Origin of the sequence: Thiorhodovibrio frisius, from assembly GCF_033954835.1 — a bacterium.
GTDB lineage: Bacteria > Pseudomonadota > Gammaproteobacteria > Chromatiales > Chromatiaceae > Thiorhodovibrio > Thiorhodovibrio frisius.
In genome coordinates, this window is the sequence record NZ_CP121471.1 from 2,461,189 (window position 1) to 2,487,607 (window position 26,419).

Annotated in this window: 22 protein-coding genes; 18 read left to right on the forward strand and 4 right to left on the reverse strand. The window is 57.8% G+C overall.

What is annotated here, in order from left to right:
• Positions 1-42 precede the first annotated feature (42 nt).
• The 13 genes from Thiofri_RS11500 to istB all read left to right on the forward strand — a co-directional run bounded on the left by Thiofri_RS11500 (position 43) and on the right by istB (position 13,776).
• Positions 43-3,141 carry a type I restriction endonuclease subunit R gene (locus Thiofri_RS11500; protein ID WP_009151544.1) on the forward strand — a complete coding sequence of 1,033 codons (3,099 nt, stop codon included), beginning with the start codon at positions 43-45 and terminating at the stop codon, positions 3,139-3,141.
• A gap of 9 nt (positions 3,142-3,150) precedes the next feature.
• On the forward strand, positions 3,151-3,483 hold the full coding sequence (locus Thiofri_RS11505; RefSeq protein WP_009151545.1) for a type II toxin-antitoxin system RelE/ParE family toxin: 333 nt from the start codon (positions 3,151-3,153) through the stop codon (positions 3,481-3,483).
• A gap of 3 nt (positions 3,484-3,486) precedes the next feature.
• Complete coding sequence (locus Thiofri_RS11510; RefSeq protein WP_009151546.1) at positions 3,487-3,774, forward strand: helix-turn-helix domain-containing transcriptional regulator; 288 nt, start codon at positions 3,487-3,489, stop codon at positions 3,772-3,774.
• Positions 3,775-3,840: 66 nt separating this feature from the next.
• Entirely contained in the window at positions 3,841-5,019 is a 1,179-nt protein-coding gene (locus Thiofri_RS11515; RefSeq protein ID WP_009151547.1) for a restriction endonuclease subunit S, read from the forward strand.
• Positions 5,016-5,720 carry a myosin/kinesin family protein gene (locus Thiofri_RS11520; RefSeq protein WP_223296848.1) on the forward strand — a complete coding sequence of 235 codons (705 nt, stop codon included), beginning with the start codon at positions 5,016-5,018 and terminating at the stop codon, positions 5,718-5,720. The genes Thiofri_RS11515 and Thiofri_RS11520 overlap by 4 nt, the downstream gene beginning before the upstream one ends.
• A complete protein-coding gene (locus Thiofri_RS11525; RefSeq protein ID WP_223296849.1) occupies positions 5,702-5,881 on the forward strand; it encodes a hypothetical protein in 180 nt (59 codons plus the stop codon). The genes Thiofri_RS11520 and Thiofri_RS11525 overlap by 19 nt, the downstream gene beginning before the upstream one ends.
• A gap of 89 nt (positions 5,882-5,970) precedes the next feature.
• Positions 5,971-6,894, forward strand: coding sequence for a virulence RhuM family protein (locus Thiofri_RS11530; RefSeq protein ID WP_223296850.1), 924 nt, complete (start codon positions 5,971-5,973; stop codon positions 6,892-6,894).
• Positions 6,891-8,495 carry a type I restriction-modification system subunit M gene (locus tag Thiofri_RS11535; protein WP_009151549.1) on the forward strand — a complete coding sequence of 535 codons (1,605 nt, stop codon included), beginning with the start codon at positions 6,891-6,893 and terminating at the stop codon, positions 8,493-8,495. Before Thiofri_RS11530 ends, Thiofri_RS11535 begins: the two co-directional genes overlap by 4 nt.
• Before the next feature lie 33 nt (positions 8,496-8,528).
• The gene (locus Thiofri_RS11540) at positions 8,529-9,164 is read left to right on the forward strand and encodes a hypothetical protein (protein ID WP_009151550.1); all 636 of its coding nucleotides are present in this window, start codon (positions 8,529-8,531) and stop codon (positions 9,162-9,164) included.
• Positions 9,165-9,303: 139 nt separating this feature from the next.
• On the forward strand, positions 9,304-10,194 hold the full coding sequence (locus tag Thiofri_RS11545; RefSeq protein WP_009151551.1) for a hypothetical protein: 891 nt from the start codon (positions 9,304-9,306) through the stop codon (positions 10,192-10,194).
• A 141-nt stretch (positions 10,195-10,335) separates the two neighbouring features.
• Positions 10,336-11,175, forward strand: coding sequence for a hypothetical protein (locus tag Thiofri_RS11550; RefSeq protein ID WP_040857710.1), 840 nt, complete (start codon positions 10,336-10,338; stop codon positions 11,173-11,175).
• 206 nt (positions 11,176-11,381) lie between these two features.
• Positions 11,382-12,911: an IS21 family transposase gene (istA, locus tag Thiofri_RS11555; RefSeq protein ID WP_407702932.1), complete on the forward strand. Its 1,530-nt coding sequence runs from the start codon at positions 11,382-11,384 to the stop codon at positions 12,909-12,911.
• A gap of 1 nt (position 12,912) precedes the next feature.
• The gene (istB, locus tag Thiofri_RS11560; RefSeq protein WP_323705473.1) at positions 12,913-13,776 is read left to right on the forward strand and encodes an IS21-like element helper ATPase IstB; all 864 of its coding nucleotides are present in this window, start codon (positions 12,913-12,915) and stop codon (positions 13,774-13,776) included.
• Between the two features lie 181 nt (positions 13,777-13,957).
• Here the strand turns inward: istB and Thiofri_RS24765 are convergent, their stop codons facing one another.
• The 4 genes from Thiofri_RS24765 to Thiofri_RS11575 are packed head-to-tail and all read right to left on the reverse strand — an operon-like array spanning position 13,958 to position 18,463.
• Positions 13,958-14,458: a S1 family peptidase gene (locus tag Thiofri_RS24765; RefSeq protein WP_143742119.1), complete on the reverse strand. Its 501-nt coding sequence runs from the start codon at positions 14,456-14,458 to the stop codon at positions 13,958-13,960.
• Positions 14,458-17,004, reverse strand: a complete 2,547-nt coding sequence (locus Thiofri_RS11565) for an ABC transporter permease subunit (RefSeq protein ID WP_009151708.1) — start codon at positions 17,002-17,004, stop codon at positions 14,458-14,460. Before Thiofri_RS11565 ends, Thiofri_RS24765 begins: the two co-directional genes overlap by 1 nt.
• Positions 17,005-17,008: 4 nt before the next feature.
• Positions 17,009-18,130, reverse strand: a complete 1,122-nt coding sequence (locus Thiofri_RS24955; protein WP_009151707.1) for an amino acid ABC transporter ATP-binding protein — start codon at positions 18,128-18,130, stop codon at positions 17,009-17,011.
• 6 nt (positions 18,131-18,136) lie between these two features.
• Positions 18,137-18,463 (reverse strand): nitroreductase family protein, encoded by a 327-nt coding sequence (locus Thiofri_RS11575; protein WP_143742118.1) that lies wholly within the window; start codon positions 18,461-18,463, stop codon positions 18,137-18,139.
• Between the two features lie 216 nt (positions 18,464-18,679).
• On the opposite strand from Thiofri_RS11575, the gene Thiofri_RS11580 reads away from it, so the two are divergent.
• From Thiofri_RS11580 to Thiofri_RS11600, 5 genes are all read left to right on the forward strand, one after another.
• Positions 18,680-19,912: a hypothetical protein gene (locus Thiofri_RS11580; RefSeq protein ID WP_009151705.1), complete on the forward strand. Its 1,233-nt coding sequence runs from the start codon at positions 18,680-18,682 to the stop codon at positions 19,910-19,912.
• A gap of 76 nt (positions 19,913-19,988) precedes the next feature.
• On the forward strand, positions 19,989-21,332 hold the full coding sequence (locus Thiofri_RS11585) for an APC family permease (protein WP_009151704.1): 1,344 nt from the start codon (positions 19,989-19,991) through the stop codon (positions 21,330-21,332).
• A 119-nt stretch (positions 21,333-21,451) separates the two neighbouring features.
• Complete coding sequence (locus Thiofri_RS11590) at positions 21,452-22,642, forward strand: serine hydrolase (protein ID WP_190275889.1); 1,191 nt, start codon at positions 21,452-21,454, stop codon at positions 22,640-22,642.
• Positions 22,643-22,664: 22 nt separating this feature from the next.
• On the forward strand, positions 22,665-23,909 hold the full coding sequence (locus tag Thiofri_RS11595) for an HD-GYP domain-containing protein (RefSeq protein ID WP_009151702.1): 1,245 nt from the start codon (positions 22,665-22,667) through the stop codon (positions 23,907-23,909).
• A gap of 68 nt (positions 23,910-23,977) precedes the next feature.
• A complete protein-coding gene (locus Thiofri_RS11600) occupies positions 23,978-26,392 on the forward strand; it encodes a sensor domain-containing protein (protein ID WP_051024048.1) in 2,415 nt (804 codons plus the stop codon).
• The last annotated feature ends 27 nt before the right edge of the window (positions 26,393-26,419 follow it).

Sequence of the window (26,419 nt, forward strand, 5' to 3'; positions counted from 1 at the left end):
GACGACCACAAGCCGCCAGGCGCCCATCTTAGAGACCCACGGATGTCCCTCACCGAACAACAGCTCGAACAAAAGCTCATCGACACGCTCGTCGAGCTCAAATACAGCTATCGCCCGGACATCCGCGACAAAGCCGCGCTGGAGGCCAACTTCCGCGCCAAGTTCGAGGCCCTCAACCACGTAAGCCTCACCGACGCCGAATTCGCCCGCCTGCGCGACAGCCTCATCAGCGCCGATGTCTTCCAGGCCGCCAAGACCCTGCGCGAGATCGGCTACTTCCAGCGCGAAGACGGCACCCCGCTGCACTTCATGCTGGTCAACCTCAAGGACTGGTGTAAGAACGACTTCGAGGTCATCCACCAACTGCGCATCAACACCGACAGCAGCCACCACCGCTACGATGTCATCCTGCTGATCAACGGCCTGCCGCTGGTGCAGATCGAGCTGAAAACCCTCACCATCAGCCCGCGCCGCGCCATGGAGCAGATCGTCGACTACAAGCACGACCCCGGCAACGGCTACACCAACACCTTGCTCTGCTTCATGCAGTTGTTCATCGTCAGCAACCGCAGCAACACCTACTACTTCGCCAACAACCACCCACAGCACTTCGCCTTCAACGCCGAGGAGCGCTTCCTGCCCATCTATCAGTGGGCGGATCGCGACAACCGCAAGATCACCCACCTCGACGACTTCGCCGCCGCCTTCCTCGCCAAATGCACCCTCGGGCAAATGCTCAGCCGCTACATGGTCCTGGTCGCCAGCGAGCAAAAGCTGATGATCATGCGCCCCTATCAAATCTACGCCGTGCAGGCCATCGTCGATTGCATCCACCAGAATCGTGGCAACGGCTTTGTCTGGCACACCACCGGCAGCGGCAAGACGCTGACCTCCTTCAAAGCCTCCACGCTGCTGAAGGACAACCCCGACATCGAGAAATGCCTGTTCGTGGTGGATCGAAAAGACCTCGACCGCCAGACCCGCATCGAGTTCAACAAGTTTCAGGAAGGCTGCGTCGAGGAGAACACCAACACCGAGACCCTGGTGCGCCGCCTGCTCTCCGAGGACTACGCCAACAAAGTCATTGTCACCACCATCCAGAAGCTCGGCCTCGCGCTCGACGAAACCAGCAAGCGCGCCCAGCAGCACCGGGACCAAGGCAAGCGCACCTACAAAGAACGCCTCGCCCCGCTGCGCGACAAGCGCCTCGCCATCATCTTCGACGAATGCCACCGCTCCCAGTTTGGCGACAACCACCAAGCCATCAAAGCCTTCTTCCCCAAGGCGCAACTGTTCGGCTTCACCGGCACGCCCATCTTTGAGGAGAACGCCAGCCACACCCAGATCGACGGCACCGTCGGCCGCTTCAAGACCACCCAAGACATTTTCCACAGCCCACTGCACGCCTACACCATCACCCACGCCATTGATGACGGCAACGTGCTGCGCTTTCACATCGAGTATTACAAGCCCGAGGCCAAGGCCGCGACCGCCGACGCCAGCGCCGACAGCGACATCGCCGAGCCGTCCACCAATGCCCCGGCCAAGACCGCCAAACCCAAACCCGAGCGCATCCACAGCCAGCGCGCCATCGCCGAGGCCATCCTGGCCAAGCACGACGCCGCCACCAACCAGCGCCGCTTCAACGCCCTGCTCGCCACCGCCTCCATCAACGACGCCATCGCCTACTACGAACTGTTCAAGCAGCTCCAAGCCGAGCGCCAGGCCCCAGGCGGGAACGAGTCCCCCGACGTCCGCCCGCTCAACATCGCCTGCGTCTTCTCCCCGCCCGCCGAGGGCAACCGCGATGTCAAGCAACTGCAGGAAGACCTGCCGCAAGAGAAAGCCGACAACCAGCAGGAACCCGAAGCCAAGAAAGCCGCCCTGCGCCAGATCCTCGCCGACTACAACGCCCACTACGGCACCAACCACAGCATCGGCGATTTCGACGGCTACTATCAGGACGTGCAGCAACGCATCAAAGACCAGCAGTACCCCAACAGCGACCTACCGCACCGCCACAAGATCGACCTCACCATCGTGGTGGACATGCTCCTGACCGGCTTCGACTCCAAATACCTCAACACCCTCTATGTCGACAAGAACCTCAAGCACCACGGCCTGATTCAAGCCTTCTCGCGCACCAACCGGGTGCTCAACGACACCAAGCCCTACGGCAACATCCTTGACTTCCGCGCCCAGGAGCGCGCCGTCGATGCCGCCATCGCGCTGTTCTCCGGCGAAGACACCAGCCGCTCGCGCGAAATCTGGCTGGTCGATCCCGCGCCCAAGGTCATCGAACAGCTCGACACCGCCGTCGCCCAGCTTGAGCAGTTCATGGCAGCCCAGGGCCAGCCCTGCACCCCCGAGGCGGTCAACAACCTCAAGGGCGACACCGCCCGCGCCGGTTTTATCGAGCGCTTCAAGGACGTGCAGAAGCTCAAAAACCAGCTCGACCAATACACCGACCTCAGCGACGAGCAGCGCGCCCAAGTCGAGCAGCGCCTGCCCGAAGACACCCATCGCAGCTTCAAGGGCATGTATCTGGAAACCGCCCAGCGGCTGCGCGACCAGCAGCGCCAGAGCGGAACCGGCCCCGACGGCGGCACACCCGCGCCCGAGGTCGAGCAACTGGAATTCGAGTTCGTGCTGTTTTCCTCCGCGCTGATCGACTACGACTACATCATGGCGCTGATCGCGCGCTATCGTCAGGAAAAACCCGGCAAGGAGACCCTGAGCCGCGACCAAATCGTCAGTCTGCTCTGTGGTCAGAGCAATCTGATGGACGAACGCGACGAGATCATCGCCTATATTGATACCCTGCAAGCCGGCAAGGGCCACGGCGGCATCGAAGAGATCAAAGGCGAGTATCAGGTGTTCAAGGCCAACAAGAGCCGGGACGAACTCACCGCCATCGCCGCGCGCCACGCCCTCGCGCCCGAGGCGCTGCATGGCTTTGTCGAGGGGATTCTTGACCGGATGATTTTCGATGGCGAGGCGCTGACCGAGTTGTTCGCCCCGCTGGAACTGGGCTGGAAAGCGCGCAGCCAGGCCGAGACCGCGCTGATGGCGGAACTGACGCCGGTGCTCAAGAAGCAGGCCGACGGGCGGGAGATTTCAGGGCTGGCGGCGTATGAATAAATCAGATCGATGTCGATAGAAATCCGCGAATATGTCACGCTCAGAGGGAAATCACCTTTTGGTGACTGGCTGGAAAAATTGCGTGATCAACAAGCGAAAGCGAACATTTTGACCCGGCTCGACCGCTTGCAAATGGGTCATTTTGGCGATACGAAACATCTACGCGCTGGCGTCCATGAATTGCGCATCCATCAGGGTAAAGGATATCGCGTTTACTATGGTCGCGTTGACGATGTCATTGTGTTGCTGCTGTGTGGGGGTGAGAAAGCCAGTCAAACGCAAGACATCGATCAGGCCGTGCGTTATTGGCAAGCCTATCGGCAAGAAATCGGAGAGAAATGAATCATGCCAAGTCGTCACTATCGAGCCAGCGATTACTTAAAGACACCACAAGAGCGCGCAGCGTATCTCAATGCGGTACTGAATGAAAATGATGCACGGCTTTTTTCCCTGGCATTAAAAAACATTGCGTTATCCGAAGGGCAGTCGGAAGCAATTGATGATTCAACGGCTGACCAGAGTGTATTCCAACGTTCGGAACAGGAAATTGATCATCTAAATGGCCTGTTGCATGCCTTTGGATTGCGTCTCGCCGTCGTTGCGGAAAACCCGACGGTTGTTCACGATGCTTGATGGCGGAACTGGTGCCGGTGCTCAAGAAGCAAGCCGGCGGACGGGAGATTTCAGGACTGGCCGCGTATGAGTGACAGCAGCATGAACGAGCCGACGAGTGGACTGGTGCCGAGGTTGCGGTTTCCTGAGTTTCGGGAGGCGGGGGAGTGGGAGGAGAAACCGCTGGGAAAACTTTGCGAAATCTTGAATAACCGACGACAGCCAATTACCAGCAATAATCGTGTCAGCGGTCCTTACCCTTATTATGGAGCGAGCGGAATTGTCGATTATGTCGCTGATTTTATTTTTGATGAACGATTAGTTTTGATGGGGGAGGACGGCGCCAAATGGGGAGCATTTGAAAAAACAGCTTTTATCGCAGAAGGCAAATATTGGGTTAATAACCACGCTCATGTTCTCAAGCCACGCGGATTAAGCGATGTTCTGCTTGAGGCAATTCTTACAATGATTGATGTATCGCCTTACATCACCGGCGCAGCGCCGCCCAAATTGACATTAGGGAAATTAAAGAAAATACCGATTACCGTGCCGGCGTCGGTCTTGGAAAAACAAAAAATCGCCGCCTGCCTCTCCTCCCTCGACGCCCTGATCGCCGCCCAAGCGGACAAACTCGACGCCCTCAAGACCCACAAGAAAGGGCTGATGCAGCAACTCTTCCCCCGCGAGGGCGAAACCGTCCCCCGCCTGCGCTTCCCCGAGTTTCGGGAAGCGGGGGAGTGGAACACGAAACTCGTCAAAGGGCTTATTTCGACGGTTACGCCACCGAAGAAGCTGACATCTAATCTGTACGAAGATGAAGGACGTTTCCCTGTAATCGACCAGTCTCAGTCGTATATTTGCGGTTGGACGGATGATGAGGAAGCCCTCGTTTCATGTGACGTGCCGCTATTAGTTTTTGGTGACCACACTTGCGTCTTAAAAATTGTTGACCAGCCATTCGCTCAAGGCGCTGATGGTATCAAGATAATAAAAGCGAATAGAGAAGTCGAACCTGCTTTCCTATATCAGTATCTGCTGCACAATCCTGTTGGTATGGAAAGCTACAAACGGCATTTCTCGACACTCAAGGAGAAAATTGTTGTTTACCCTGACATAAACACAGGCGAACAACAAAAAATCGCCGCCTGCCTCTCCTCCCTCGACGCCCTGATCGCCGCCCAGGCGGACAAACTCGACGCCCTCAAGACCCACAAGAAAGGGCTGATGCAGCAACTCTTCCCCAGCCCCGAGGCGGTGGCGGCATGACCAAGCCCCCGCAGACTTTCGCCAGCCTGGACGCTCTCGCCCAGCACCTGCGCGAGGGGCTGTCCAACAAATATATCCTGCTGTTCGCCTTCAACGGTGCGGGCAAGACGCGCCTGTCGATGGCATTCAAAGACCTCGGTAAGAAGGAGACGACGCGCGACACCCTTTACTACAGCGCCTTCACTGAAGACCTGTTCACCTGGAACAACGACCTTGAGGGCGACACCGAGCGCGTGCTGCGCCTCAATACCGCCTCGCGCTTCTTCGATGGACTGCACGCCCTGGAGATGGAGAGCCGCATTCGCCCGCTGCTGTGGCGCTACGCCGATTTCGACTTCCGGATCGACTACGAACAAGGCACGGTGAACTTCGTCCGTGACCGTGATCTCGACCCACCATCACCTGTTCTTCAATGTGCTCTGCCACGAGCTGAAAAATGCCGCTCATTTCTTCTTGAACATGGAGCCGGACCAATTTTGGCTGCGCTCCACCGGCCACCGGCCACACCCCGCGCTTTCACCACATCGCGCTGCTCAAGCGTCTGCACGAGGTGGCGGAGTCGGGCGAGATCTACACCTATCACTTCAATATCCTGCGCGGAATCCTGGAGAAGACGGCCACTTTCCACGGCTTCCAGCACTTTTCCGACTGCATCAAGCAATTCAGCAACGATCCAGACAGCATGCTTTACAAACGCTTAATCGACCTGCTTAGCCACGGCAACTATTCCCTGTACGACCCGCTAGAGATGCTCCCGGAGAACAAGAACTACTTCCGCAAGATCCTGCGCGACTTCATGAGCAACTATCGCTTAAATCCGGAGCTGTTTCCGGAATCGATCTGGGAGACTGAGGGCGCATGAGCGATCTGATCCTCTACACCACAGAAGACGGCCAGAGCCGGGTTCAGTTAAGCGCCGATGGCCAAACCGTGTGGCTCACCCAGTTGGAGATGGCCGAACTGTTCAGTGCCACCAAGCAGAACATCTCGCTGCACCTGAAGAACCTCTTCGAGGAGGGGGAGCTGGACCCTCAGGCAACTGTCAAGGAATCCTTGACAGTTCAAACCGAGGGGCAGCGAGAAGTACACCGCACGCTGACGCGCTACAACCTCGATGCCATCCTGGCCGTGGGCTACCGGGTGCGCTCGAAGCGGGGGGCGCAGTTCCGCCGCTGGGCCACCACCGTGCTCAGCGAGTACCTGCGCAAGGGCTTCGTCATGGACGACGAGCGGCTGAAGAACCCCGATGGCCGCCCGGATTATTTCGACGAGATGCTCGCGCGCATCCGCGACATCCGCGCCTCGGAGAAGCGCTTTTACCAGAAGGTGCGCGACCTCTTCGCGCTGAGCGACGACTACGACAAGAGCGACCGCGCCACCCAGCAGTTCTTCGCCACCGTGCAGAATCTGTTGCTTTACGCCGTCACCCAAATGACCGCTGCCGAGCTGGTCAGCAGACGGGCCGATCCCGCCGATCCCCATTTCGGCCTACTGAGCTGGAAGGGCGGGAAGGTGCGCAAGCAGGACATTCTCATCGCCAAAAATTATCTGACCGAGGACGAGGTCGACACCCTCAATCGCTTGGTGGTGATCTTCCTGGAGACCGCCGAGCTGCGCGCCAAACGCCAGACCCGCACGCCCATGGCCTTCTGGAAGGAAAACGTTGGTCAGATCATCACCGCGAACGGTTTTCCACTGTTGACGAACGCCGGTTCCATCAGCCAGGCGCGTATGGAGCAGCAAGTCGGCGCCCTGTTCCAGGATTACGACCAACAACGCAAAGTGCTGGAAGCCGACGCCGCCAACCGGGAAGACGAGGCCGAACTCAAGGCGCTGGAAGACAAAATTAAGCATCGGACAAGAAAGCCATCATGACCCAAGACCAACTCAGCCAACTCGGCAAAACCCTGTGGGCCATCGCCGACGACCTGCGCGGCGCGATGAACGCCGACGACTTCCGCGACTACATGCTCTCCTTCCTGTTCCTGCGCTACCTCTCCGACAACTACGAGGCCGCCGCCCAGAAGGAACTCGGCCCCGACTACCCGGCACTGGCCACCGACGACCGCCGCGCCCCGCTCGCGCTCTGGTACCAGGCCAACGCCGCCGACGTGCCCGCGTTCGAGAAACAGATGCGCCGCAAAGTCCACTACGTCATCCACCCCGATTACCTCTGGACCAGCATCTTTGATCGCGCCCGCACCCAAAACGCCGAACTGCTGCAAACCCTCGAGCGCGGATTCCAGTACATCGAAAACGAATCCTTCTCCAGCACCTTCCAGGGCCTGTTCTCCGAGATCAACCTCAACTCCGAGAAGCTCGGCCGCACCCCGGCGGATCGCAACAACAAGCTCTGCACCATCCTCGGGCGCATCGCCGAAGGCATCGCCCAGTTCTCCACCACCAGCGACATCCTCGGCGACGCCTACGAATACCTCATCGGCCAATTCGCCTCCGGCTCCGGCAAGAAAGCCGGCGAGTTCTACACCCCGCAAGCCGTCTCCACCATTCTCTCGCGCATCGTCACCCTCGACAGCCAGGAACCCGCTACCGGCAAAAAGCAGCGCCTAAGCTGCGTGCTCGACTTCGCCTGCGGCTCCGGCTCCCTGCTGCTCAACGTCCGCCACCAGATGGGCGCCAACGGCATCGGCATGATCTACGGCCAGGAGAAGAACATCACCACCTACAATCTCGCGCGCATGAACATGCTGCTGCACGGGTTAAAGGACACCGAGTTCGATATCTACCACGGCGACACCCTCACCAACGACTGGCCGCTGCTCAACGACCGCAACCCGGCTAAAAAGCTCAAGTGCGATGCCGTCGTCGCCAATCCCCCCTTCAGCTACCGCTGGGAACCCAACGACGCCCTGGGCGAAGACTTCCGCTACAAAAGCCACGGCCTCGCGCCCAAATCCGCCGCCGACTTCGCCTTCCTGCTGCACGGCTTCCACTACCTCGGCGACGAGGGGACCATGGCCATCATCCTGCCCCACGGCGTCCTGTTCCGCGGCGGCGTCGAGTCCCGCATCCGCACCAAACTCCTCAAAGACGGCCACATCGACACCGTCATCGGCCTGCCTGCCCACCTGTTCTTCTCCACCGGCATCCCCGTCTGCATCCTGGTGCTGAAGAAGTGCAAGAAGCCCGACGACGTCCTGTTCATCAACGCCGCCGAGCACTTCGAGAAAGGCAAACGCCAGAACTTCCTCCGCCCCGAGCACATCGACAAGATCGTCGACACCTACCAGCACCGCAAAGACGAAGACCGCTATTCCCGCCGGGTGAGCATGGAGGAGATCGAGAAGAACGACTACAACCTGAACATCTCCCGCTACGTCAGCACCGCCCAGCCCGAGGAGGAGATCGATCTGGCCGATGTCCATGCCCGACTCCGCGAGATCGACCAGCGCGTGACCGAGGCGGCGGCGGAGCATAACGGGTATTTGAAGGAGTTGGGGTTGGCGGGGGTTTGAGAACAAACCGATCCTGTCCCCATTTCTTCCAATATGGATATATCCGAAAAAGAACGAAGAGCTGCGATTGTCGCGTTTGATTATGACGGGATCGTTCCGACTATCGAGGCTTTTTATATCTTATCGATACTCTATTCAGCTAAAAGGTGTTTAGATGCATTTGATCGCTATGATGCATTGGATAAAAAAGAAGAAAACGCTGAAGAGCTCGTATGCATCGTCCAAGAGGCCGTCGGTCATGCTGCTGCACTATCCAGGTATTTTTGGCCTAGCCCTAAAGATAAGAAAAATCAGCCCACACTCAAACACCTTACAAATAAAAGGGGTGAAAAGCTCAGAAAGGCATTTCAAATAGATAAAGATTCCCCTTTGTTTAACCGAGCCCTGAGAAATGCCTGGGAACACTTTGATGAGCGATTAGATGAATACTTCTTAGAAAATGACGCGGGATACTTCTTTCCATCTTGTTTGCTAAACACACATGCTTTGGCTGATGATCCTACTGGGCATGTATTCAAGCTCCTGGATATAAACGAGGAATGTCTTGTTCTTATGGGTAAAAAGTTTTTTTTCGCGCCGATTCGGACGGATGTGCTAAGAGTAAAGCATAAGGCAAAAGACTTTGATTCCAATGGGTCAAGGCTTAGCTTTAATGAAGGTCGCTTATAACTAATTAAGTTGTCTTTGCGGTCTTGCAAGACCGCGTGTTCTGGCTGGTTAGAAAGAATTGAGGAGGCCGGATCGAATTGTTTTGCCAATGCAGGGAGAATAAACCGATCCTGGCTTCATCCATTAATAGTTCTGTGTCATGACCACAAATCGCTTTGGCCTTTCCCGCCACATTCCCTCCGACATCGCGCTAGAAGTAAGGCGTCGGTCCAAACTCGGTTGCGTCATTTGCCGTTGCGCTATTTATCAGTACGAGCACATTGATCCAGAATTTACTGAAGCAAGAGAACACAATCCGGATCATATCTGCCTCCTATGCGGCGGGTGCCATGATCGAGTTACCAGAGGTCGGCTTTCTAAGCAAACTGTCCGGGAGGCATATCTAAATATTCAAAATTCAACCTCCGTAAAGAGGCCATTTGAAGAATTTGACTTATCGACTCAATCCTTGTCAGTTTCGATTGGTGCATCAACGTTTATTCACACTAACACGCTATTTTGTATAAATGGCGAAGACATTTTGGCCATAACGCCGCCTCAGAATGAGGCTAAATTCCCAACATTGAACGGAATCTTCTACGACAGATTTGGCAAAGAATCCCTCCGAATAACAGATAACATATGGGAAGGTCAGTCGGAGGCCTGGGATATCGAAATTGTCGGTACTCGCGTTACCATCAAGACTGATGGAGGTCAAATTGCTCTTCAAATTGACATTGCTCCTCCAGACAAGATTCATATACGCAAACTGGATATGTATAAAGATAGCTGCCATCTTCTTGCCGACGATAGCGAGCTATGTATTGGTCAAATTCATAAAGAGACTCAAACTTATATTGGTCTTAGTAGTTTTCAATGCATGGGCTCCCGCACCGCAATCGCCGTCGACTCACGCACCATAGGAAAGCCAGTTCTAACTGGGCTTCAAATGATTGGCGGTCAGGGAATAATTTTGGATGGAACAGGAATTAGAGTCGGGGTAGGTGCTGGCAGTATGACAATCGGAAGGCTTCGTCTATGGCTAATCTAGCCGGATAAACGTGAGAGAAAAGGGCCTGGATCGAATTGTTCCCCCACAGCAAAAAATACAAACCGATCCAGTCCCTTCTAATTCGGAATTGGGGCGGAACGTGTTTTTTCATGTAGCCAGTAACATCAACGCTAAATACCAATGGCAACCCAGACACCATCCACGACAGGGAACATCTGCAAACTCACTCATCGCCCTGGCAAGTTCGTTAAGTCGCACATCATTCCGGAATCGCTAACTCGACCGTCGATCAAAGGAAACGCACTGTATCAATATCCTGCCGGCTCGACTGGTGAACGTCCTATCAGACGATGGACTAGCTGGTATGACGCCCAGCTTGTAACAGATGCCGGGGAACAGCGTTTGTCAGAGATAGACGATTGGGCAGTCCGTGAACTTCGGAAGCATCGCCTAGTTTGGAGTGGATGGGGTGCAGAAACACGTTTACCAGCGCAGCACACGGTAACGGGACCGGGTTCAATCGGGATTCGGCGTATCGATCAACTTGACACAATCAAGCTACGACTATTTTTCTTAAGCCTATTGTGGCGGGCTGCCGCGACGTCATTAGAGGAATTCTCAGAAATCTGCCTCAGTGCTAATGCGCTTGAAAGACTTAGAAAGATGATCGTTTCAGGCGATATTGCTCCACTTTCGTTTTACCCGTGTCAACTGACACAGCTATCGACAAAGGGTGTCATGCATAACCAGACACCAATTGCTGACATAAAGCGGCTGCCCAATCTCTGGGCGGTCGGCACCCAATCGCTTGCGCTGCCAACATATCGCTTCTATTTTGACGGTCTTATTGCGCACATTCTCGTTTGCCTGCCGAAGGGTCACAGCGCCGCTCATTTAGGCAATTTGATCGTAGGGGGTGAGAAGTCCTTGGTTTTGTCGACGGTGCCTTTCGACAATTCTTGGCAGTACATGAACATGCGTGCGGTGATTGAAAAACACGCTATTGTCATGGGTGGTTAGAGTAATAAAAATTTAAGGGGCCGTGGTCGGATTCTTCTTCGCAGGTAAGGGTCCATGCCCGATGTATTTATGGCTCATCTCCCGGCCAACGCCGGGACCGAAGCCTCCGTGTTCAGTGACAATTAACTTGGCCGGTCGATGACAACTATCTTGGCCGCTTCCCAAAGCTAAGGTAGCCGACATTTTCGCAACCCAAAGGCGGGCGAATGTCGGGCAAACGACTCACAGCAGAGCAGGTCAGGTTATACATGAGCAGCAGAACGCAAGGTCGCACACAGGTTCAGGCGAGTGCCAAAGTTGGCATTTCCGAGCGCAGCGGACGTCGCATTGATGGCGCCGGGACGCGCGTCACAGAGCCCAAGGAGCGGCACTGGCGAACCCGCAAGGACCCATTTGCCGAGGTATGGGACAGCGACATTGTGCCGCTGCTGGAGCAGCAGCCGCGTCTGGACGCCACCACCCTGTTTGAGGATCTCCAGGAGCGGTATCCACAGCGGTTTGGCAATGGCAAAAAGCGCACCTTTCAGCGCCGAGTCAAAGCTTGGAAAGCGCTGCACGGCCCGGACAAGGAAGTCATGTTCCGCCAAGTGCAGGAACCGGGTCGGCAGGGCTTCTCTGACTTCACCGAACTCAAGGACATCACCGTCACCATTGCCGGGGAGGTGCTCGCGCACCGTCTCTACCACTTCCGCCTGCCTTTCAGTGGTTGGAGCCACGTCAGCGTCGTATTGGGCGGGGAATCGTTCAGCGCCCTGGCCGAAGGATTACAAGCGGCCCTCTGGCGTCTGGGCGGAGCGCCCTTGGAGCACCGCACCGACAGCTTATCGGCCGCGTTCAAGAACCTCTCGCAGGACGCACGCGCCGACCTCACTGAGCGCTACGACGCCTTGTGCCGGCACTACGGCATGACGGCCACGCGCAACAACCGCGGTGTCAGTCACGAGAACGGCGCTGTGGAATCGCCCCACGGGCACCTCAAGCGGCGCATGGCCCAAGCCTTGTTGCTGCGCGCATCGACCGACTTCCCCACCCTGGAGGACTATCGCCAGTGGCTCGACGCGCTGGTGGGTCGTTTCAACCGGCGGTGCGCCGACGCCCTGGCCATCGAGCGTGCGCAGCTTCAGGCCTTACCGGCGCGGCGCACCACCGACTACAGCGAGCAGGTGGTGTCGGTGACGACCTCCAGCACCATTGAGGTCAAGCGGGTGCTCTACAGCGTCCCGGCGCGCCTGATCGGCGAGCGATTGCGTCTGCACATTTTTGATGATCGCATTGAGGGCTATCTCGGTGCCACCCCAGCGGTGAGCCTCACGCGCGTCTACAGCGTCAAGCACGAGCGGGCGCGTTGTATCGACTACCGCCACCTCATCGCCACCCTGGTGCGCAAACCCCAGGCCTTCCGCTACTTGCAACTGCGCGATGACTTGCTGCCGAACGCCACCTACCGCGCGATCTGGCAGCATCTCGACGCCCACCTGGAGGCGCGCGCGGCGTGCAAAGCCATCGTCGGCATCCTCGCCTTGGCCGCTCGCGCCGAGTGCGAGCAGGCCCTCGGCGAGTATCTGCGCGGGTGCATTGAGGCCGAGCGCCTCCCTAGCCTGCACGAACTGGAGCAGCGCTTTGATCCTGCCCAGCGCGGCGAGGCCGAGGCCTTTCTCCCAAGCGGGGTTCAACACCCGCTCTCGGCCTATGACGCACTTCTGCCCTCCCAGCGCCCAGCGATGGAGGTGTGCTGAGATGGTTCAAACCGCCACCTTACCCCTGATGCTCAAGCAACTGCGCCTCTCGAGCATCGCGCAGCATTGGCAGGGTTTCCTCGACCACGCCCAGCGCCACGGCTGGGACAGCGCCCAATACCTGAGCGCCTTATGCGAGCAGGAACTGGCTGATCGCGACAGCCGGCGCATCGCCCGCTACAGCAAAGACGCCCGCCTGCCGGTCGGCAAGAGCCTGGCCAGCTTCGACTTCGCCCAAGTCCCTGGCCTGGCCCGCGAACAGATCGAGGCGCTGGCCGGCAGCGCGGATTGGACGCGCCAGGCGCGCAACCTGCTGCTGTTTGGCCCCAGCGGTGTGGGCAAAACCCATTTGGCCGCCGCCATCGGTCACGGACTCACCGTGCAGGGGGTGCGCGTGCGCTACCTCGCCACCACCGCCCTGGTGCAGCAGTTGCAGCTGGCCCGCACGCAGCTGCACCTGGAGGATGCCTTGCACAAGCTCGAGCGCTACGCCGTACTGATCCTGGATGATTTCGGCTACGTGAAAAAATCCGAGACGGAAACCCAGGTGCTGTTTGAACTCATCGCCCATCGCTATGAGACCGCCAGCCTGATCATCACCTCCAACCAACCGTTCGCCGAATGGGATCGCATCTTCCCGGATCAGATGATGACCGTCGCCGCCGTCGATCGCTTGGTGCATCACGCGACAATTATCGAACTCAGTAGCGACAGTTACCGGCGCAAGCAGGCCCTGGGGCAGATCGCCGCTGAGCCCGGGAGCCTGACACCAACGCCAGCGCCAACGATCACGTTACCCTCGCCATCGACGATAACCTCGGTGGGTTGTCGCGATGATGACTCTGAGTCCGCGCCCTCGGGATGACAAACCGCCAGGGCAATTGTCGCTCTCTTGCAGGCGCGAATGCCCGCGACAACTATTCTGGCGCACGCGCCGCCGCGCCGCTGGCGGGGCCGAGCACTTCCAGTCGCCCTACGGGCTCCTTCCCGTACTCGGCCCCGCCAGCTCCACCCGCAACCACCCTGTAAATTAGGAGATACCGCATCTAAAGCACAACGACATTAACCGGCCAAGATAATTGACGCTGACCGGCCAAGATAGTTGACATTGGATACCTCCGAGCTGAACCAAACGCCAACCCAATCCACCCATAATCATCCGGCCCCGACCACCCCGGCGCATGACTGGCCCCGCCGTGCAGAATCCCAATCAGCTGCCCCTTCGCATCAAACAGTCCTGAACCGCTGCTCCCATCTTCAGTAGACCCCTGACGCCAGAAAGCGGTCAGGAAGTGTGGGAGTTCCCCCAACGCTTGGTTCTCTGGACAAATCCCCAGCCAGTCGCATTGGATGTGCTCTGCAATCCGGCCGTCACAAAATGCCTGCGGCTTTCCGCCGGGATAATGCAAAGCGGCGACCTCAGAACCAACTGGCGGAAGATCAATCCGTCTGTTCGCGAAGGCCGCATCCGAAGGGGCAGGGCGGTGCAATCGAAGCAGGGCGATGTCCGCGAGGCCGCTCACCTCGCGCAGATCGGCCCCGGCCATCACCGTTTGCACAGCGCGGCGCGGCTGTCCGCAGACCTGGCCGAGATGAAACCAGAGTGGCTCCCCGCTTTGGCACGCCGTTTCGGATCTGTTCGCCGATCGATATCGTCGAGCACCAGCCCAAGCACCCAAATGATCAGGAAGTAGACGGCTGCCACCATGATCAGAGGGAGAAAGGCCTCGAAGGTGCGGCTGCGGATGATGTCACCGGCCTTGGTGAGGTCTTGGACGCCGATGTAACCGACAATGGACGTCATCTTGACCATGGAAATGAACTCTCCGCGATAGACCGGCAAGATGCGCCGGACCGCCTGCGGCATCACGATGTACAGGAAGGTCTGGACGCGGGTGAAGCCCATGGCGATGCCGGCCTCGGTCTGGCCGTGTTCGACACCCTTGATACCGGTGCGGAACATCTCCGAGACATAGGCGGCGAAGTTCATGCCAAAGGCGATGATGGCAACCAGAATCGGGTCGATGTTGATTGAGGCAAATGCGACGTAAAAGATCAACATCAAGAGCAGCAACACCGGCAGGCCGCGGATCAGGAAGATGTAGCCGGAGCCGAGCAGGCGCAGCACTGTCTGCGGCGACATCCGCAGCCAGCAGATGAAGGCGCCGAGTAGCGTGCCGACGAGAGTTGAAGCGACTGAGATGACCACAGTCACCCAAAGGCCGCTCAGGATCAGCTTCCAGCGCTGCTCAAGGACGAAGTTGGCATGCATGCTGGCCAGCAGATCATCCACACCAGATGGTGGCTGATTGGTCGCAGTGCTTGATGGACTTCTGGCGCCAGGGGTTGACGCGCTCTGTTGTGCGCTCGGCGGGCCCAATCTTTCTTTTAATACCAGCGCGGCCGAGCGCTCCTCATCGTACGGGATTGAGAAGTCGACCTTGGCCTTGCGCTCATCGGTGACGGACAGACGCGCCATGATCATGTCGATCTTGCCTACCGCGAGCGAGGCGATCATAGCGTCAAACTCCATCGGGATGATGTTGAGGGCCAGCCCCTCCTGGGCGGCAAACCGTTGCAGTATTTCGATGTCGTGGCCGATAGGCTCGCCGGCGGCCTGGGAGACGAAGGGCAGGCCAATCAGATAAGAGGTGCCGACGCTGATGGTCTCGCCGCTGCTCGCCTTGGGGATGTCCGCCATGACGACCGTCTCTGGCTGGTCGATCAGCCAGCGGCGCTGAATCGACGCCAGGGTGCCGTCGGCCCGGGCCGCAGTCAGGAAGCGGTCGAACCGCTCACGCAGTTCGTTGTTCCCCTTGGCGAAGGCGGCAGCGATGGCGGTGCTGTAAAAATCATCCGCCAAGACCGCCAGATCCGGATTGGCCTTCACGATCTCTCGAATCGCATTGGCATCCGTGATGGCGGCATCAACCTTTCCCGTCTTGACCGCGAGAACAAAATCCGCCTGACTATTGAAGCGCAGAATTTGCGCCTGCGGAAATGCCTTGGTCACGAAGATGTCCTGAGCCGTGCCGTTGAAGACCGCGAGCCTGCCCTTGGACAGGTCGGCAAGGCTCTGCCAGCCGGTGGTGCTGGGCGCGCCAGCGCCGGACTCAGCCTGCGGGGCCAGCCTGGATCGGAGCACCACAGCTACGGCGTGCCCCTCGACGTAGGGGGCTGAGAAGTCCACCGCCTTCGCCCGCTCCGGAGTGATCGCGATGCCATCGGTGATGATATCGACCTTACCGGCGGCAAGGGCCGGGATCAGCGCGCCAAAGTCCAACGACCGCATTGCCAGCTCGATACCTTCCTCGGCGGCGAATGCTTGCAGGATCTCCACATCGAAGCCGACATAGCGGCCATCCTTGTAGGCGACGTAGGGTAGGTCGGAGATGGACAGGCCGAGGACGAAGTGCCCCTTTGGGGCTTGCGCCCTGAGGAGATCGGGCATCTGGACCTGTTCAGGGTCCCCGTCAAACCAGCGACCACTAATCTCCGCATAGCGTCCATCGGCACGGATGCGCTGGAGAAAAGCGTTGAACCGCTCGCGCAGTTCGGGCTGCTTGCGGCTGAAGCCGACGCCAAGGTCGTAACGAAAGAGATCATCATCTAGCACCGCGAGTTGGGGATGCGCCTGGATGATGGCCTTGGCGCTGATGGCGTCGAACAGACCCGCATCGACCTTGCCAGACTTAATCGCGACGATCAGGTCCGCGCTGGCGTTGAAGCTGGTTAGCTTTGCCTCGGGGTGGGTCTTTTCCATGTGCAGGCTCATGACGGTGCCCATGATCACCCCGATGCGGGCGTGCTCCAGATCGTCCATGGAGCGCCACCCGGAAGCGGCACGCTCGCCCCTTGCATCCGTGCCGGCCGGTTCTGCGGACAGGGCGATACTTCGCCCCGCAACTGGCCCGCTGTCAGCCGAGGGAGCGCCGGAATCGCAGCTGTTCAACCCTAGCAGGCTTAGCAGGGTCAGGATCAGTAGCCAACCTCTGGACAGGGTCATATTGGCTTTCATCCAGGGCTTTACTGTGAAGCAGCCGATTTCACCCTCCGGCATGGCCGGAGCCATGAGCCTTCCCGTAATTGTCATGGATTTACTCTCCGGGGTGGCCGGGACCATGAGCTGCCGGCGGCTTGATCAGCAGCCGCAGTCGGTTGCAGTCATCGGCACGCTCGTAGCGAATCTCCTCGGCATAGCCGCGGATGAGCTGCAGGGCAATGCCATCGTCAAGCTGCGCGCTCTCCAGCGGGTTCCCGGCCGGGCCGAAGCTGTCGGTGCGAAGCTCAAGCTGGTGCTGCTTTTCGGAATAGGCCAGGGTGAGGTCGATGCAGGGTGAGCCTGGACAGGCAAGCAGGACACCCAGCAACTCCTCTACCAGCAGATGGGCCGCATAGGCAGTCTTGGCGGGGATCAGGTGCTTTTCGCAGAAACCCTCGATCTGACCGACCAGGGCGTAGAGGTCGTAATCCGGGCTCTCGACCCGCCAATGCAGGCTGCGCACCTTGCCGATGAAGTCTCGGGTTCGCTCGCGCATGGGGTGCTCGAAGATCTGCTCGGGTGGACCCTCCTCGTAGATCAGGCCTTCGTCCATGTAGAGCACCCGCGTCGAGACGTCGCGGGCGAACTCCATCTCATGGGTGACAATGGCCATGGTCATGCCCTGCCGCGCGAGGCGTCGAATCACCCCCAGAACCTCGCTGACCATGGTGGGGTCCAGAGCCGAAGTCGGCTCGTCGAAGAGGATGATCTTGGGCTCCATGGACAGGCAACGGGCGATGGCAACACGCTGCTTCTGACCGCCGGAGAGCTGATCGGGAAATTGTTGGCCCTTCTCCGCCAACCCGACCATGCGCAGCAATTCCATTCCCTTGTCCGCCGCATCGGCAACTGGCCGGCCCAGCAGTCGGATCGGGCCGATGCAGAGGTTCTCGAGCACCGTCAAATGGGCGAACAGATTAAAGGACTGGAACACCATGCCCATGCGTCGGCGCAGCGCGGGAACCTCGGCCTTGGATGCGAGGATATCGACGCCGTCGATCTCAATACGGCCACCGCAAGGGTGGTCGAGGAGGTTCAGGCAGCGCAGAAAAGTGCTCTTGCCGGTACCTGAGGGGCCAATGATGGAGATGACCTCGCCCCGCTTGATCTCGACATTGATGTCCTTGAGGACCTGGAGGTTGCCGAAATGCTTGGAGAGATGCTCGACTCGGATCATTTGCGGTTATAAGGCAGCCGATAGAGAGACGCCGTCCAAATCTGTATGCTGTCCAATCCCCGTTCCCTGCATCTTGTGTGCCTCGGCGCCGAGATAAAGCGTTTGACCGATGAGACCGGCTTCCATCATCAGCTGGCGGCAGCCCCAGGAACCTACCGCCAGTCCCTGCTCAAAGTCGCCAAGCATCGCCACACAGAAGGCACTGTCCGCCGCAATGTTCTGATGACGCGCGCATTGAGTCGCCATTTGGCGCGTATCTGCGAGCAGCAGGCGGAAGAACGGCAGATGCTCGGGGGCGTCTTCTTCGCTCGGTTGGGGGATTGTGTCTGCCAATCCGAGCAGCAGGCGGTGGGTCCGGTTCGGGTGTCGTTTGGGCCGAAACCGTAGTAAACTGCTGTAAATGAATAGCCTATCACCTGCCGAGCAGACCGACCTTGGCCGGTTTTGTTCGACATCGGTTCTGTTCCGCTCGTTTGGTGTTCTGTTGGGGTTCTGAAGGCAATGATAAAGATTTTATGTAACCCTAATATGGTACCTGGGTCAATAGCGATGATTCCTGTTTTCTTTTCCCTTCAAAGAGTGTTTATTGCCTGTCTTGTATTGCTCCTGGTTGCCGTCCTGACGTCCACGCCCGCCCTTGCGGAGCCGGATGCCGCCGCACACTATCTTGCAGGCTTGCCGGTACCTGAGGATTCAGCTTATCAATCGCTCACCGATGAATATTGGCAAGCGTACAAGCAGGCGTTCAATACCGCCTGGGAAGCGCTCGATCACGACCGGTTCCAACCGATGCGTGAGTGGCAGAAAGAGGTTCTGGCTTCTAAGATTGACCCATCCTTGCCGCTCTTTTATCCCTTTGGTGGTCCAGATATGGTTCATGCGCTGATGCTTTATCCGCACGGCCGTGAGTACTTGCTTTTTGGCCTGGAGCCACCTGGCTCTTTGGAGCTTGATCCCGATGCCCCGGCGCAGCAGCGCCATGAGCTCCTCAACGCCGTGCGCTGGGCGCTGCGCGATATTTATCAGCGCGGTTATTTTATTACCGGGCGGATGTCGAGCGACCTGACTCGGACCGAGCTTGATGGAGTCCTGCCGCTGCTATTGGTCTTTATTGCCCGCAGTGGCTATGAGGTGCTGGCGATTGAAGATGTTGAGCTTGTACCCGAGGGGCGGATTGAGATAATGACCACCAAAAACGCGCCAAAAACCGATCAGACTGGCGACCCAGGCCAAGAGGATGGCTTAACGCAGGCGGGCTGCCCGGATATCCCTGGGGTGCGGGTTCGTTTTCGGGCCAATGCCTATGATGGAGAGTCCGAGAAGCCTGATGGAGAGTCCGAGAAGTCTGATAGATCCCCCGAGAAGCAGGTTACCTATCTACAGCTCGATGTCTCGGATAACGGTCTGGGAAATTGCACTGCCTTGGAGGATTATATCGAAGGCATCGGCCCGACCAATACCTTTGTTAAGTCTGCCTCCTATCTGATGCATTACGCTACCTTTAGTGGTATCCGGGCGCTGACACTTGCGGTGAGCGACTCGATCTTTCAGGACGATACCGGGATTCCTTACCGCGAACTGGATCAAGCAGACTGGGATATTATTCTGTTCGGCCGCTATACCAATCCGATCCGAGACTTTAGTGGTGTGTACCAGTCAGACTTAAATCAGGCCTATCTGGCAAAGACCCATCCTATCGACACCTTGCCGTTCAGCATGGGGTATCATTGGTGGACATCGGAGCAAAACCATCTTCTTGCCCGGCGACGTGCCACCCCATGACGCTTGCTAGCCGCGGAATTCGCATCGATCCGCACCAGGTCCAGCTCGCTCCCCCGCCGCTATTTTCGCACTTGCCATGACATCAAAACCCGCCATTGGAGTTTCAGCGGCTGCCGCCATCGTTGTGGCCAATATGATCGGCACCGGGGTCTTTACCAGCCTCGGTTACCAGGTGATTGCAATCAAATCGCCCCTTGCCATCCTGGCGCTTTGGGTGATTGGCGGTCTCGTTGCGCTTTGCGGTGCCTTGGTTTACGCCGAACTCGGCGCGCGGATGCCGCGCTCTGGCGGCGAATATCACATGCTATCGCAGATTTATCACCCTGTGATTGGCTTTTTGGCAGGCTTTATCTCTGTCGCGGTTGGCTTTGCGGCACCCGTGGCTGCGGCTGCAATCGCGATGTCAACGTATTTGACATCGGTGTTCGGGCTCGGCGCCAATAGCCCATGGATGACCGGCGTTGCTGTTGGCGCCGTGCTGGCAGTCACTCTGATCCATCTTGTTTCACTGCGCACCATTGGCCTTTTCCAAGTGCTGGTCACCAGCTTGAAGGTGATCTTGGTCTTGCTGTTCATTCTGTTCGGCTTTGCCGTGGCAGCGCCGCAACCCATCTCCTTTGACTATTCGCCGCAGGTGCTTCAGGAGATGCTTTCCAGCGATTTTGCGGTTTCTCTTGTGTATGTTATGTACGCTTATTCGGGTTGGAATGCAGCGGTCTATATTCTGTCTGAAATTCGCCAGCCGCAGCGCAACTTGCCCGTTGCCCTGATTAGCGGCACCAGTGTTGTTATGCTGCTCTATACGCTGCTAAACGCGGTCTTTCTCTACAGTGCGCCGATATCCGAAATGGCCGGCCAGACCGAGGTCGGCTATATTGCCGCACGCCATATATTTGGCGAGACGGCTGGCGTTGCCATGAGCTTGCTGATTGCCTTCGGACTTATCTCCACAATCAGCGCCATGACTTGGGCTGGCCCCCGGGTGCTGCAAACGATGGGCGAAGACTATATGATTTTCGCTGCTTTCCGGCGTGCGAATGGGAATGGCGTTCCTTATCTTGCCCTGTTCTTTCAGTTTGCGATTGTTTGTTATCTGATCCTGTCCTCCTCCTTTGAGGCCATTCTGATCTACATTGGCTTCACCTTATCCCTATCAGTGTTTCTAACCGTTGCCGGCATCTTTGTGGTACGCGCACGCGATCAGCAACGACCGTTGCATTACCTGACTTGGGGCTATCCCTGGACGCCATTGATTTTTCTGCTTATCACCGGATGGATGTTGGTGTTCCTGTTGTGGGAAAAACCGGTCGAATCCCTCGTCGGGCTGGCCACTGTGTTAAGCGGACTCTTACTTTATCTTTGGAACCAACGCATCAGTTCGCGCGCCGGGCAAACTGTGGCAGTGGCTGCCGCTGACTAGCAAGCGGCGGGTATAAGAGACGCTATTTGATGCGAGCCTTTAACCATATAAGTGCGCTGAAGCCACTGATTCGGATTGCACTGGTCAGCTGCATTCTGACGCTGGTACAGGGGTGCTCAATGCCTTCTGCAACCCCCATGCCTAACTCCGGTGTGCTGACCGGCACCGACTCGGCACCCAGGTTTAGACAGGCGTCCTTTCAGTCACAGGACGCCAACAAGCTTGAGCAAATTCTGCGAGCTGACCCAATGCTCGCGGGTTACCTGGACAAAGCCGATCAATATCGCATTCAGGTCATCTTTAGCCAAATTGAGCACAATCGGTCTAATCAGCCGCAGTTGATCACCTGGACATTTCGCCAGGATGAGAGCTTCTACTATCCGGCAAGTTTGGTGAAGTTGCCGGTCGCGATTTTTGCACTCGAGCGGCTTGAAGAGTTGGGGCTAGATAAGAATGATCGGTTCGAGATCCATCCGGCCAATGATTGCAGTCGCTATTCGGCCGATGCCTGCGACACAGTAGAGCAGTGTATCGAACAGATCTTCGTCTACAGCAATAACACCGCCTACAACCGGCTATTTGAGTTTCTGGGGCGCGATGAAATCAATGATCGCCTGCGCGATCTTGGCTACCAAGGCGTCATCCAACGTCGGTTCAGACCTGGCTGTGGTGGGGATTTGGGTCTGACCACCGGCGCGGTGACCTTTTATGACCAGAATGGCAATGTCCGCCATCGACAACCTGCGCGGATGAGTCGGCGCGTTTATTCACCGCCAAGACCCGACATGCGAGCTGGTCGCAAGACCCGTACCGCAATTGGCCTCATTGACGAGCCAATGGACTTCTCGGACAAGAATTACCTGCCCCTTGCGGATTTCCATCAGATGCTCATCACTCTTATCGACCCTTCGGCGGTTCCTAAAGCGAGCCGCTTTGCGCTTAATGCGTCTGATCAGGACTTTTTGCAACAGACAATGGCGATGCGCCCGCGGGATGCTGGAGGCAATCAACCCGATAGTTTTCGCAAGTACTTGATGATCGGGGGACAGGCGCGCATGCCGGATACTCTCCAGATTATGAATAAGGTCGGCCTCTCTTATGGATTTGTTTCCGATGTTGCATACATTCGCGATACGACAAAAGACGTGGATTTCTTTTTATCTGCGACCATCTATACCAATCAAAACCAGATTATGAATGACGCGGTCTATGAGTATGAAACCCTTGGTTATCCCTTTATGCGGGCTCTCGGTCAAGCGATTTATCGCTATGTGCTGAGCCGTGCAACACAAGGGGGCTCGCCAGAGTGAATCAGCCAGATCGAGTGAGGCGATGAGTGAAAGCCAAACACAATTTATTGATGCTGATCAGCTCCGTGTCGGCATGTATGTCTATCTCGATCTTGGCTGGATGGTGCATCCCTTTTCGGTCAACAACTTCAAAATCAGCTCCGATAGCCAGATCGAGACCATTCGCGGTCTGGGGCTGAAACGGCTGCGCTGGTCGCCGGAGCTCAGTGATCTGCCGGAAACAGCCGAATCCGAGGCGCCGGCAAGAAAGTCCGAGAGCAAAGCTGATGCGGCCGAGCAGGGCTTGCTTGCCGAACATGCCAGTCTGGCGCGCTGCGATAGGGAGTTTAATTTTGCTTCGCGCGCTTATCGGGAGATTCTTGCGCAGGTAAAGACCAGCCCCGAGACGGCACGAGCAAGAATCGATACCATGGTTTGCGGCCTAGTCGACGGTTTGCTCGATCAGGGCGAGTCCATGATTCGCCTGCTGTCTGAAAACGCAGGGGAGGCATCGTCCCTGCATGCGGTCAATGTGACCGTCATTTCCTTGTTGCTCGGCCAGTGCCTTGGCCTGGATGCCGACGCCCTCAAACGGCTCGGGACGGGCGCACTGTTGCATGATATCGGCAAAATTGAATTGCCGTCTCGGATCCGCTGGGGTCAGCATGACCTGTCATCCTCCGAACGGGCTCTGCTGCACCAACATGCGGAATTCGGGGCCGAGTTGGCTGCCGAGATGCAATTGGATGAGGAGGTTCGGACCATCATCGCGCAGCATCACGAATATGCCGATGGCAGCGGTTATCCCCGGCGTCTGCGGGGTGAGGCGCAATCAGCCGCGGCTCGCATTGTTGCGCTGGTCAACCATTACGATAGTCTGTGCAATCCGGCTAATCCTGGCGCTGCAGTCACGCCGCATCGGGCGCTGTCCTTGATGTATGCCCAATCCAGGGAAAGGTTCGATGCGCACATTCTTGGCGTCTTTATCCGCATGATGGGCGTCTATCCGCCTGGTTCCGTGGTGCTACTCACGGATGGTCGTCATGCCCTGGTGGTGTCGGTGAACGCAGCTCGTCCCCTAAAGCCAAGAGTGTTGATTCACGAGCCGCGCGTGCCGGCGCAGCATGCGCCTGTGGTTGATCTGGGTCAGTATGCCGAGTTGGGCATTCGCGCCAGTATCAAACCCGTGCAGCTACCGCGAGCGGTGTTCGACTATCTCTCGCCGCGCCAGCGCATGTGCTACTTCTTTGAGCGCGCGCGTCAATCAGATCATGGGCCGCGCGGCTGATGGGACCGCCGACTCACTCGCCGGCTGCTACTGGGAGCCTTGCTCCCGGCTCTGCCAGACCTTCTGATTTGGCTGATTGCATCGCGTTCTGGCAGGACGTGATCGAGGGACTGATAGAGGGTGTGCTGGTTGTTGAACCGATCGAGTTGCGGATTGTCGCCGCAAACCGTGTCGCGGCGGAGCTGTTCGGCAGGGAAGCACCGGAGCTGATCGGCTGCCCAGTGGTCGACCTTGCGGTCGTCCCAGAGGATCTCTTCTTCTGGGAGGAAGTTGCCGCCGGTCGCGCCCAGGACTTGCACTCCGAGACCATGCTGCGCCAGCCGGATGGCACCCTGGTGAACGTGCAGAGGCGGGTCAGTCGGGTGCATTGCCATCACCATCCGAGCCACTATTTTGTTGGCCTGTGCGACCAGAGTGACCGCCAAGCGGCTGAGACTGAGCTTGAAAAGCTGGTCGCGGAACTGCGGGCCACGCTCGAATCCACTGGCGACGGGATTCTGGTGACCGACCTTGACGGCGGCATTCGCGGATTCAATCAGCGATTTGCTGAGTTGTGGAGCCTACCCGATACGCTATTGACCGAGCGCGACGATGCTGGCGTGCATGACTGGATGGCGGGGCAGACTCAAGACGCCAGGGCATATATCGCACGCATTGACGATATCCTGCGCGAACCCCTGCTGGAGCTGACGGACATTATCGGGCTGACCAAGGGCAGGGTGCTCGAACGCGTCACCTTGCCGCAATTCGCGCGGGGCAATCCGATTGGCCGAGTCTATTCTTTTCGGGATATTACCCAACGGCTCGCGGATGAACAACAGCTTAAGCTGGCCTCGGGCGTTTTTGGTGCCAGCCTTGATGCCATCATGATTACCGGGCCTGACTTTCTCATCGAAGCGGCCAATCCCGCCTGCGAGCGTCTCACGGGCTTTGCGACGGCGGAACTGATCGGCCAAAGTCTGGAGCGCATCCTGCCGTTGGTCGGCGAGCTTGGCTCGAACGACACCATTGCCCGCGCGCTTGAGCAGGATGGATTCTGGCAAGGCGAGACTCAGCAGCAAAAAAAGGATGGCAGCGCAATTCCCTGCCTGATGTCACTGGTGCGACTCGCGGACAGCGACGGCAAGCCGGCGAACTACATCGGTTTTGCCAAAGACCTGTCGGAAACCGTAGCCGCCCGGCAGCGCATTGAGCAACTCGCCTACACCGACGCTTTAACCGGGCTGCCCAACCGGGTGCAACTGAGCGAGCGCATTGAATTCGCCATTGGTTTTGCACGGCGTGAGCACTCCAGCTTTTCCGTGCTTTTCATTGACATCGACCGCTTCAAGCAAATCAACGACTCGCTCGGGCATCTCTTCGGCGACCAAGTCCTGATCGAAGTCGCGCGGCGCATCACCGGCTGTCTGCGTCGGGTTGATACGACTGCCCGCATCGGCGGAGACGAATTTGTCCTGCTGCTGCACCAGAGCGATGCAGCGGGCGCCGAGAAGACCGCGCGACGCCTGCTTGAGGTCATGTCGCTGCCGTTTGAGATCGAAGGGATGAAGTTCTCCCTGGGGTGCAGCATCGGGGTGGCGATCTATCCAGAAGACGGCGAGACTCTGGACGATTTAATCAAAAACGCCGATAGCGCCATGTATCACGTCAAAGAGCGCGGGCGTGGTGACTTTGGCTTCTACCAGCGACAAATGAACCTCGACCTCTTAACCCGGGTGAAGGTTGAGCACGCGCTGCGCGAGGCGCTCGGTCAACAGCGGATCCATTTAGCCTATCAGCCACAACTCGATTTGCGCGGAGACCGGGTCATCGGAGCCGAGGCGCTGCTGCGCTGGACCGATCCGGAGATGGGCGTGGTGTCACCCGCCGAGTTCATCCCCATTGCCGAAGAGTCAGGTTTCATCATCCCGCTCGGTGCCTGGGCGCTGCGAGAAGTCCTGCGGCAGGGCGAGCAGTGGAACGCGCGCGGCATCCGTCTGACGCTGTCGGTCAACGTCTCCGCAGTGCAATTCCACCATGCCGGATTTGTTGACTCCCTGGTGGAACTACTCAAGGCCAGCACGCTGCCGCCGAGCCAGATCGAACTGGAACTGACAGAGTCGATCCTGATTCAGCATGTCGATGAAACCTTGGAGCGACTCAAGGCATTGGCGGATCTTGGCGTCAAACTCGCCATTGACGACTTTGGAACCGGCTATTCGAGTCTCGGCTATCTTAAACGCTTCCCTATCCACAAACTCAAGATCGATCAATCCTTTGTGCGCGACATTCCGGGTGATGAAAGCGATGCCGCCATTTCTAAGGCGGTCATCAATTTGGCCCACTCGCTCAATCTGCGTGTCATCGCCGAAGGCGTGGAGAACGAGTCTCAGCGTCAGTTCCTGCTCGCTGCCGGATGCGATGAGTATCAGGGATATTTATGCTCGCCGGCCGTCGCGCCCGAGGAATTTGCGCGCATGGTTGAACGGCTCAGCTCCAAGTGATGATCGGGCCCGAATTGTCGAGCCGCT

Coding starts and splice junctions, on each gene's coding strand:
- Thiofri_RS11500 (WP_009151544.1), top strand. CDS start 43: ATGTCCCTCACCGAACAACAGCTCGAACAAAAGCTCATCGACACGCTC.
- Thiofri_RS11505 (WP_009151545.1), top strand. CDS start 3,151: ATGTCGATAGAAATCCGCGAATATGTCACGCTCAGAGGGAAATCACCT.
- Thiofri_RS11510 (WP_009151546.1), top strand. CDS start 3,487: ATGCCAAGTCGTCACTATCGAGCCAGCGATTACTTAAAGACACCACAA.
- Thiofri_RS11515 (WP_009151547.1), top strand. CDS start 3,841: ATGAGTGACAGCAGCATGAACGAGCCGACGAGTGGACTGGTGCCGAGG.
- Thiofri_RS11520 (WP_223296848.1), top strand. CDS start 5,016: ATGACCAAGCCCCCGCAGACTTTCGCCAGCCTGGACGCTCTCGCCCAG.
- Thiofri_RS11525 (WP_223296849.1), top strand. CDS start 5,702: ATGCTTTACAAACGCTTAATCGACCTGCTTAGCCACGGCAACTATTCC.
- Thiofri_RS11530 (WP_223296850.1), top strand. CDS start 5,971: ATGGCCGAACTGTTCAGTGCCACCAAGCAGAACATCTCGCTGCACCTG.
- Thiofri_RS11535 (WP_009151549.1), top strand. CDS start 6,891: ATGACCCAAGACCAACTCAGCCAACTCGGCAAAACCCTGTGGGCCATC.
- Thiofri_RS11540 (WP_009151550.1), top strand. CDS start 8,529: ATGGATATATCCGAAAAAGAACGAAGAGCTGCGATTGTCGCGTTTGAT.
- Thiofri_RS11545 (WP_009151551.1), top strand. CDS start 9,304: ATGACCACAAATCGCTTTGGCCTTTCCCGCCACATTCCCTCCGACATC.
- Thiofri_RS11550 (WP_040857710.1), top strand. CDS start 10,336: ATGGCAACCCAGACACCATCCACGACAGGGAACATCTGCAAACTCACT.
- istA (WP_407702932.1), top strand. CDS start 11,382: ATGTCGGGCAAACGACTCACAGCAGAGCAGGTCAGGTTATACATGAGC.
- istB (WP_323705473.1), top strand. CDS start 12,913: ATGGTTCAAACCGCCACCTTACCCCTGATGCTCAAGCAACTGCGCCTC.
- Thiofri_RS24765 (WP_143742119.1), bottom strand. CDS start 14,458: ATGGCCGGGGCCGATCTGCGCGAGGTGAGCGGCCTCGCGGACATCGCC.
- Thiofri_RS11565 (WP_009151708.1), bottom strand. CDS start 17,004: ATGACAATTACGGGAAGGCTCATGGCTCCGGCCATGCCGGAGGGTGAA.
- Thiofri_RS24955 (WP_009151707.1), bottom strand. CDS start 18,130: ATGATCCGAGTCGAGCATCTCTCCAAGCATTTCGGCAACCTCCAGGTC.
- Thiofri_RS11580 (WP_009151705.1), top strand. CDS start 18,680: ATGATTCCTGTTTTCTTTTCCCTTCAAAGAGTGTTTATTGCCTGTCTT.
- Thiofri_RS11585 (WP_009151704.1), top strand. CDS start 19,989: ATGACATCAAAACCCGCCATTGGAGTTTCAGCGGCTGCCGCCATCGTT.
- Thiofri_RS11590 (WP_190275889.1), top strand. CDS start 21,452: ATGCCTTCTGCAACCCCCATGCCTAACTCCGGTGTGCTGACCGGCACC.
- Thiofri_RS11595 (WP_009151702.1), top strand. CDS start 22,665: ATGAGTGAAAGCCAAACACAATTTATTGATGCTGATCAGCTCCGTGTC.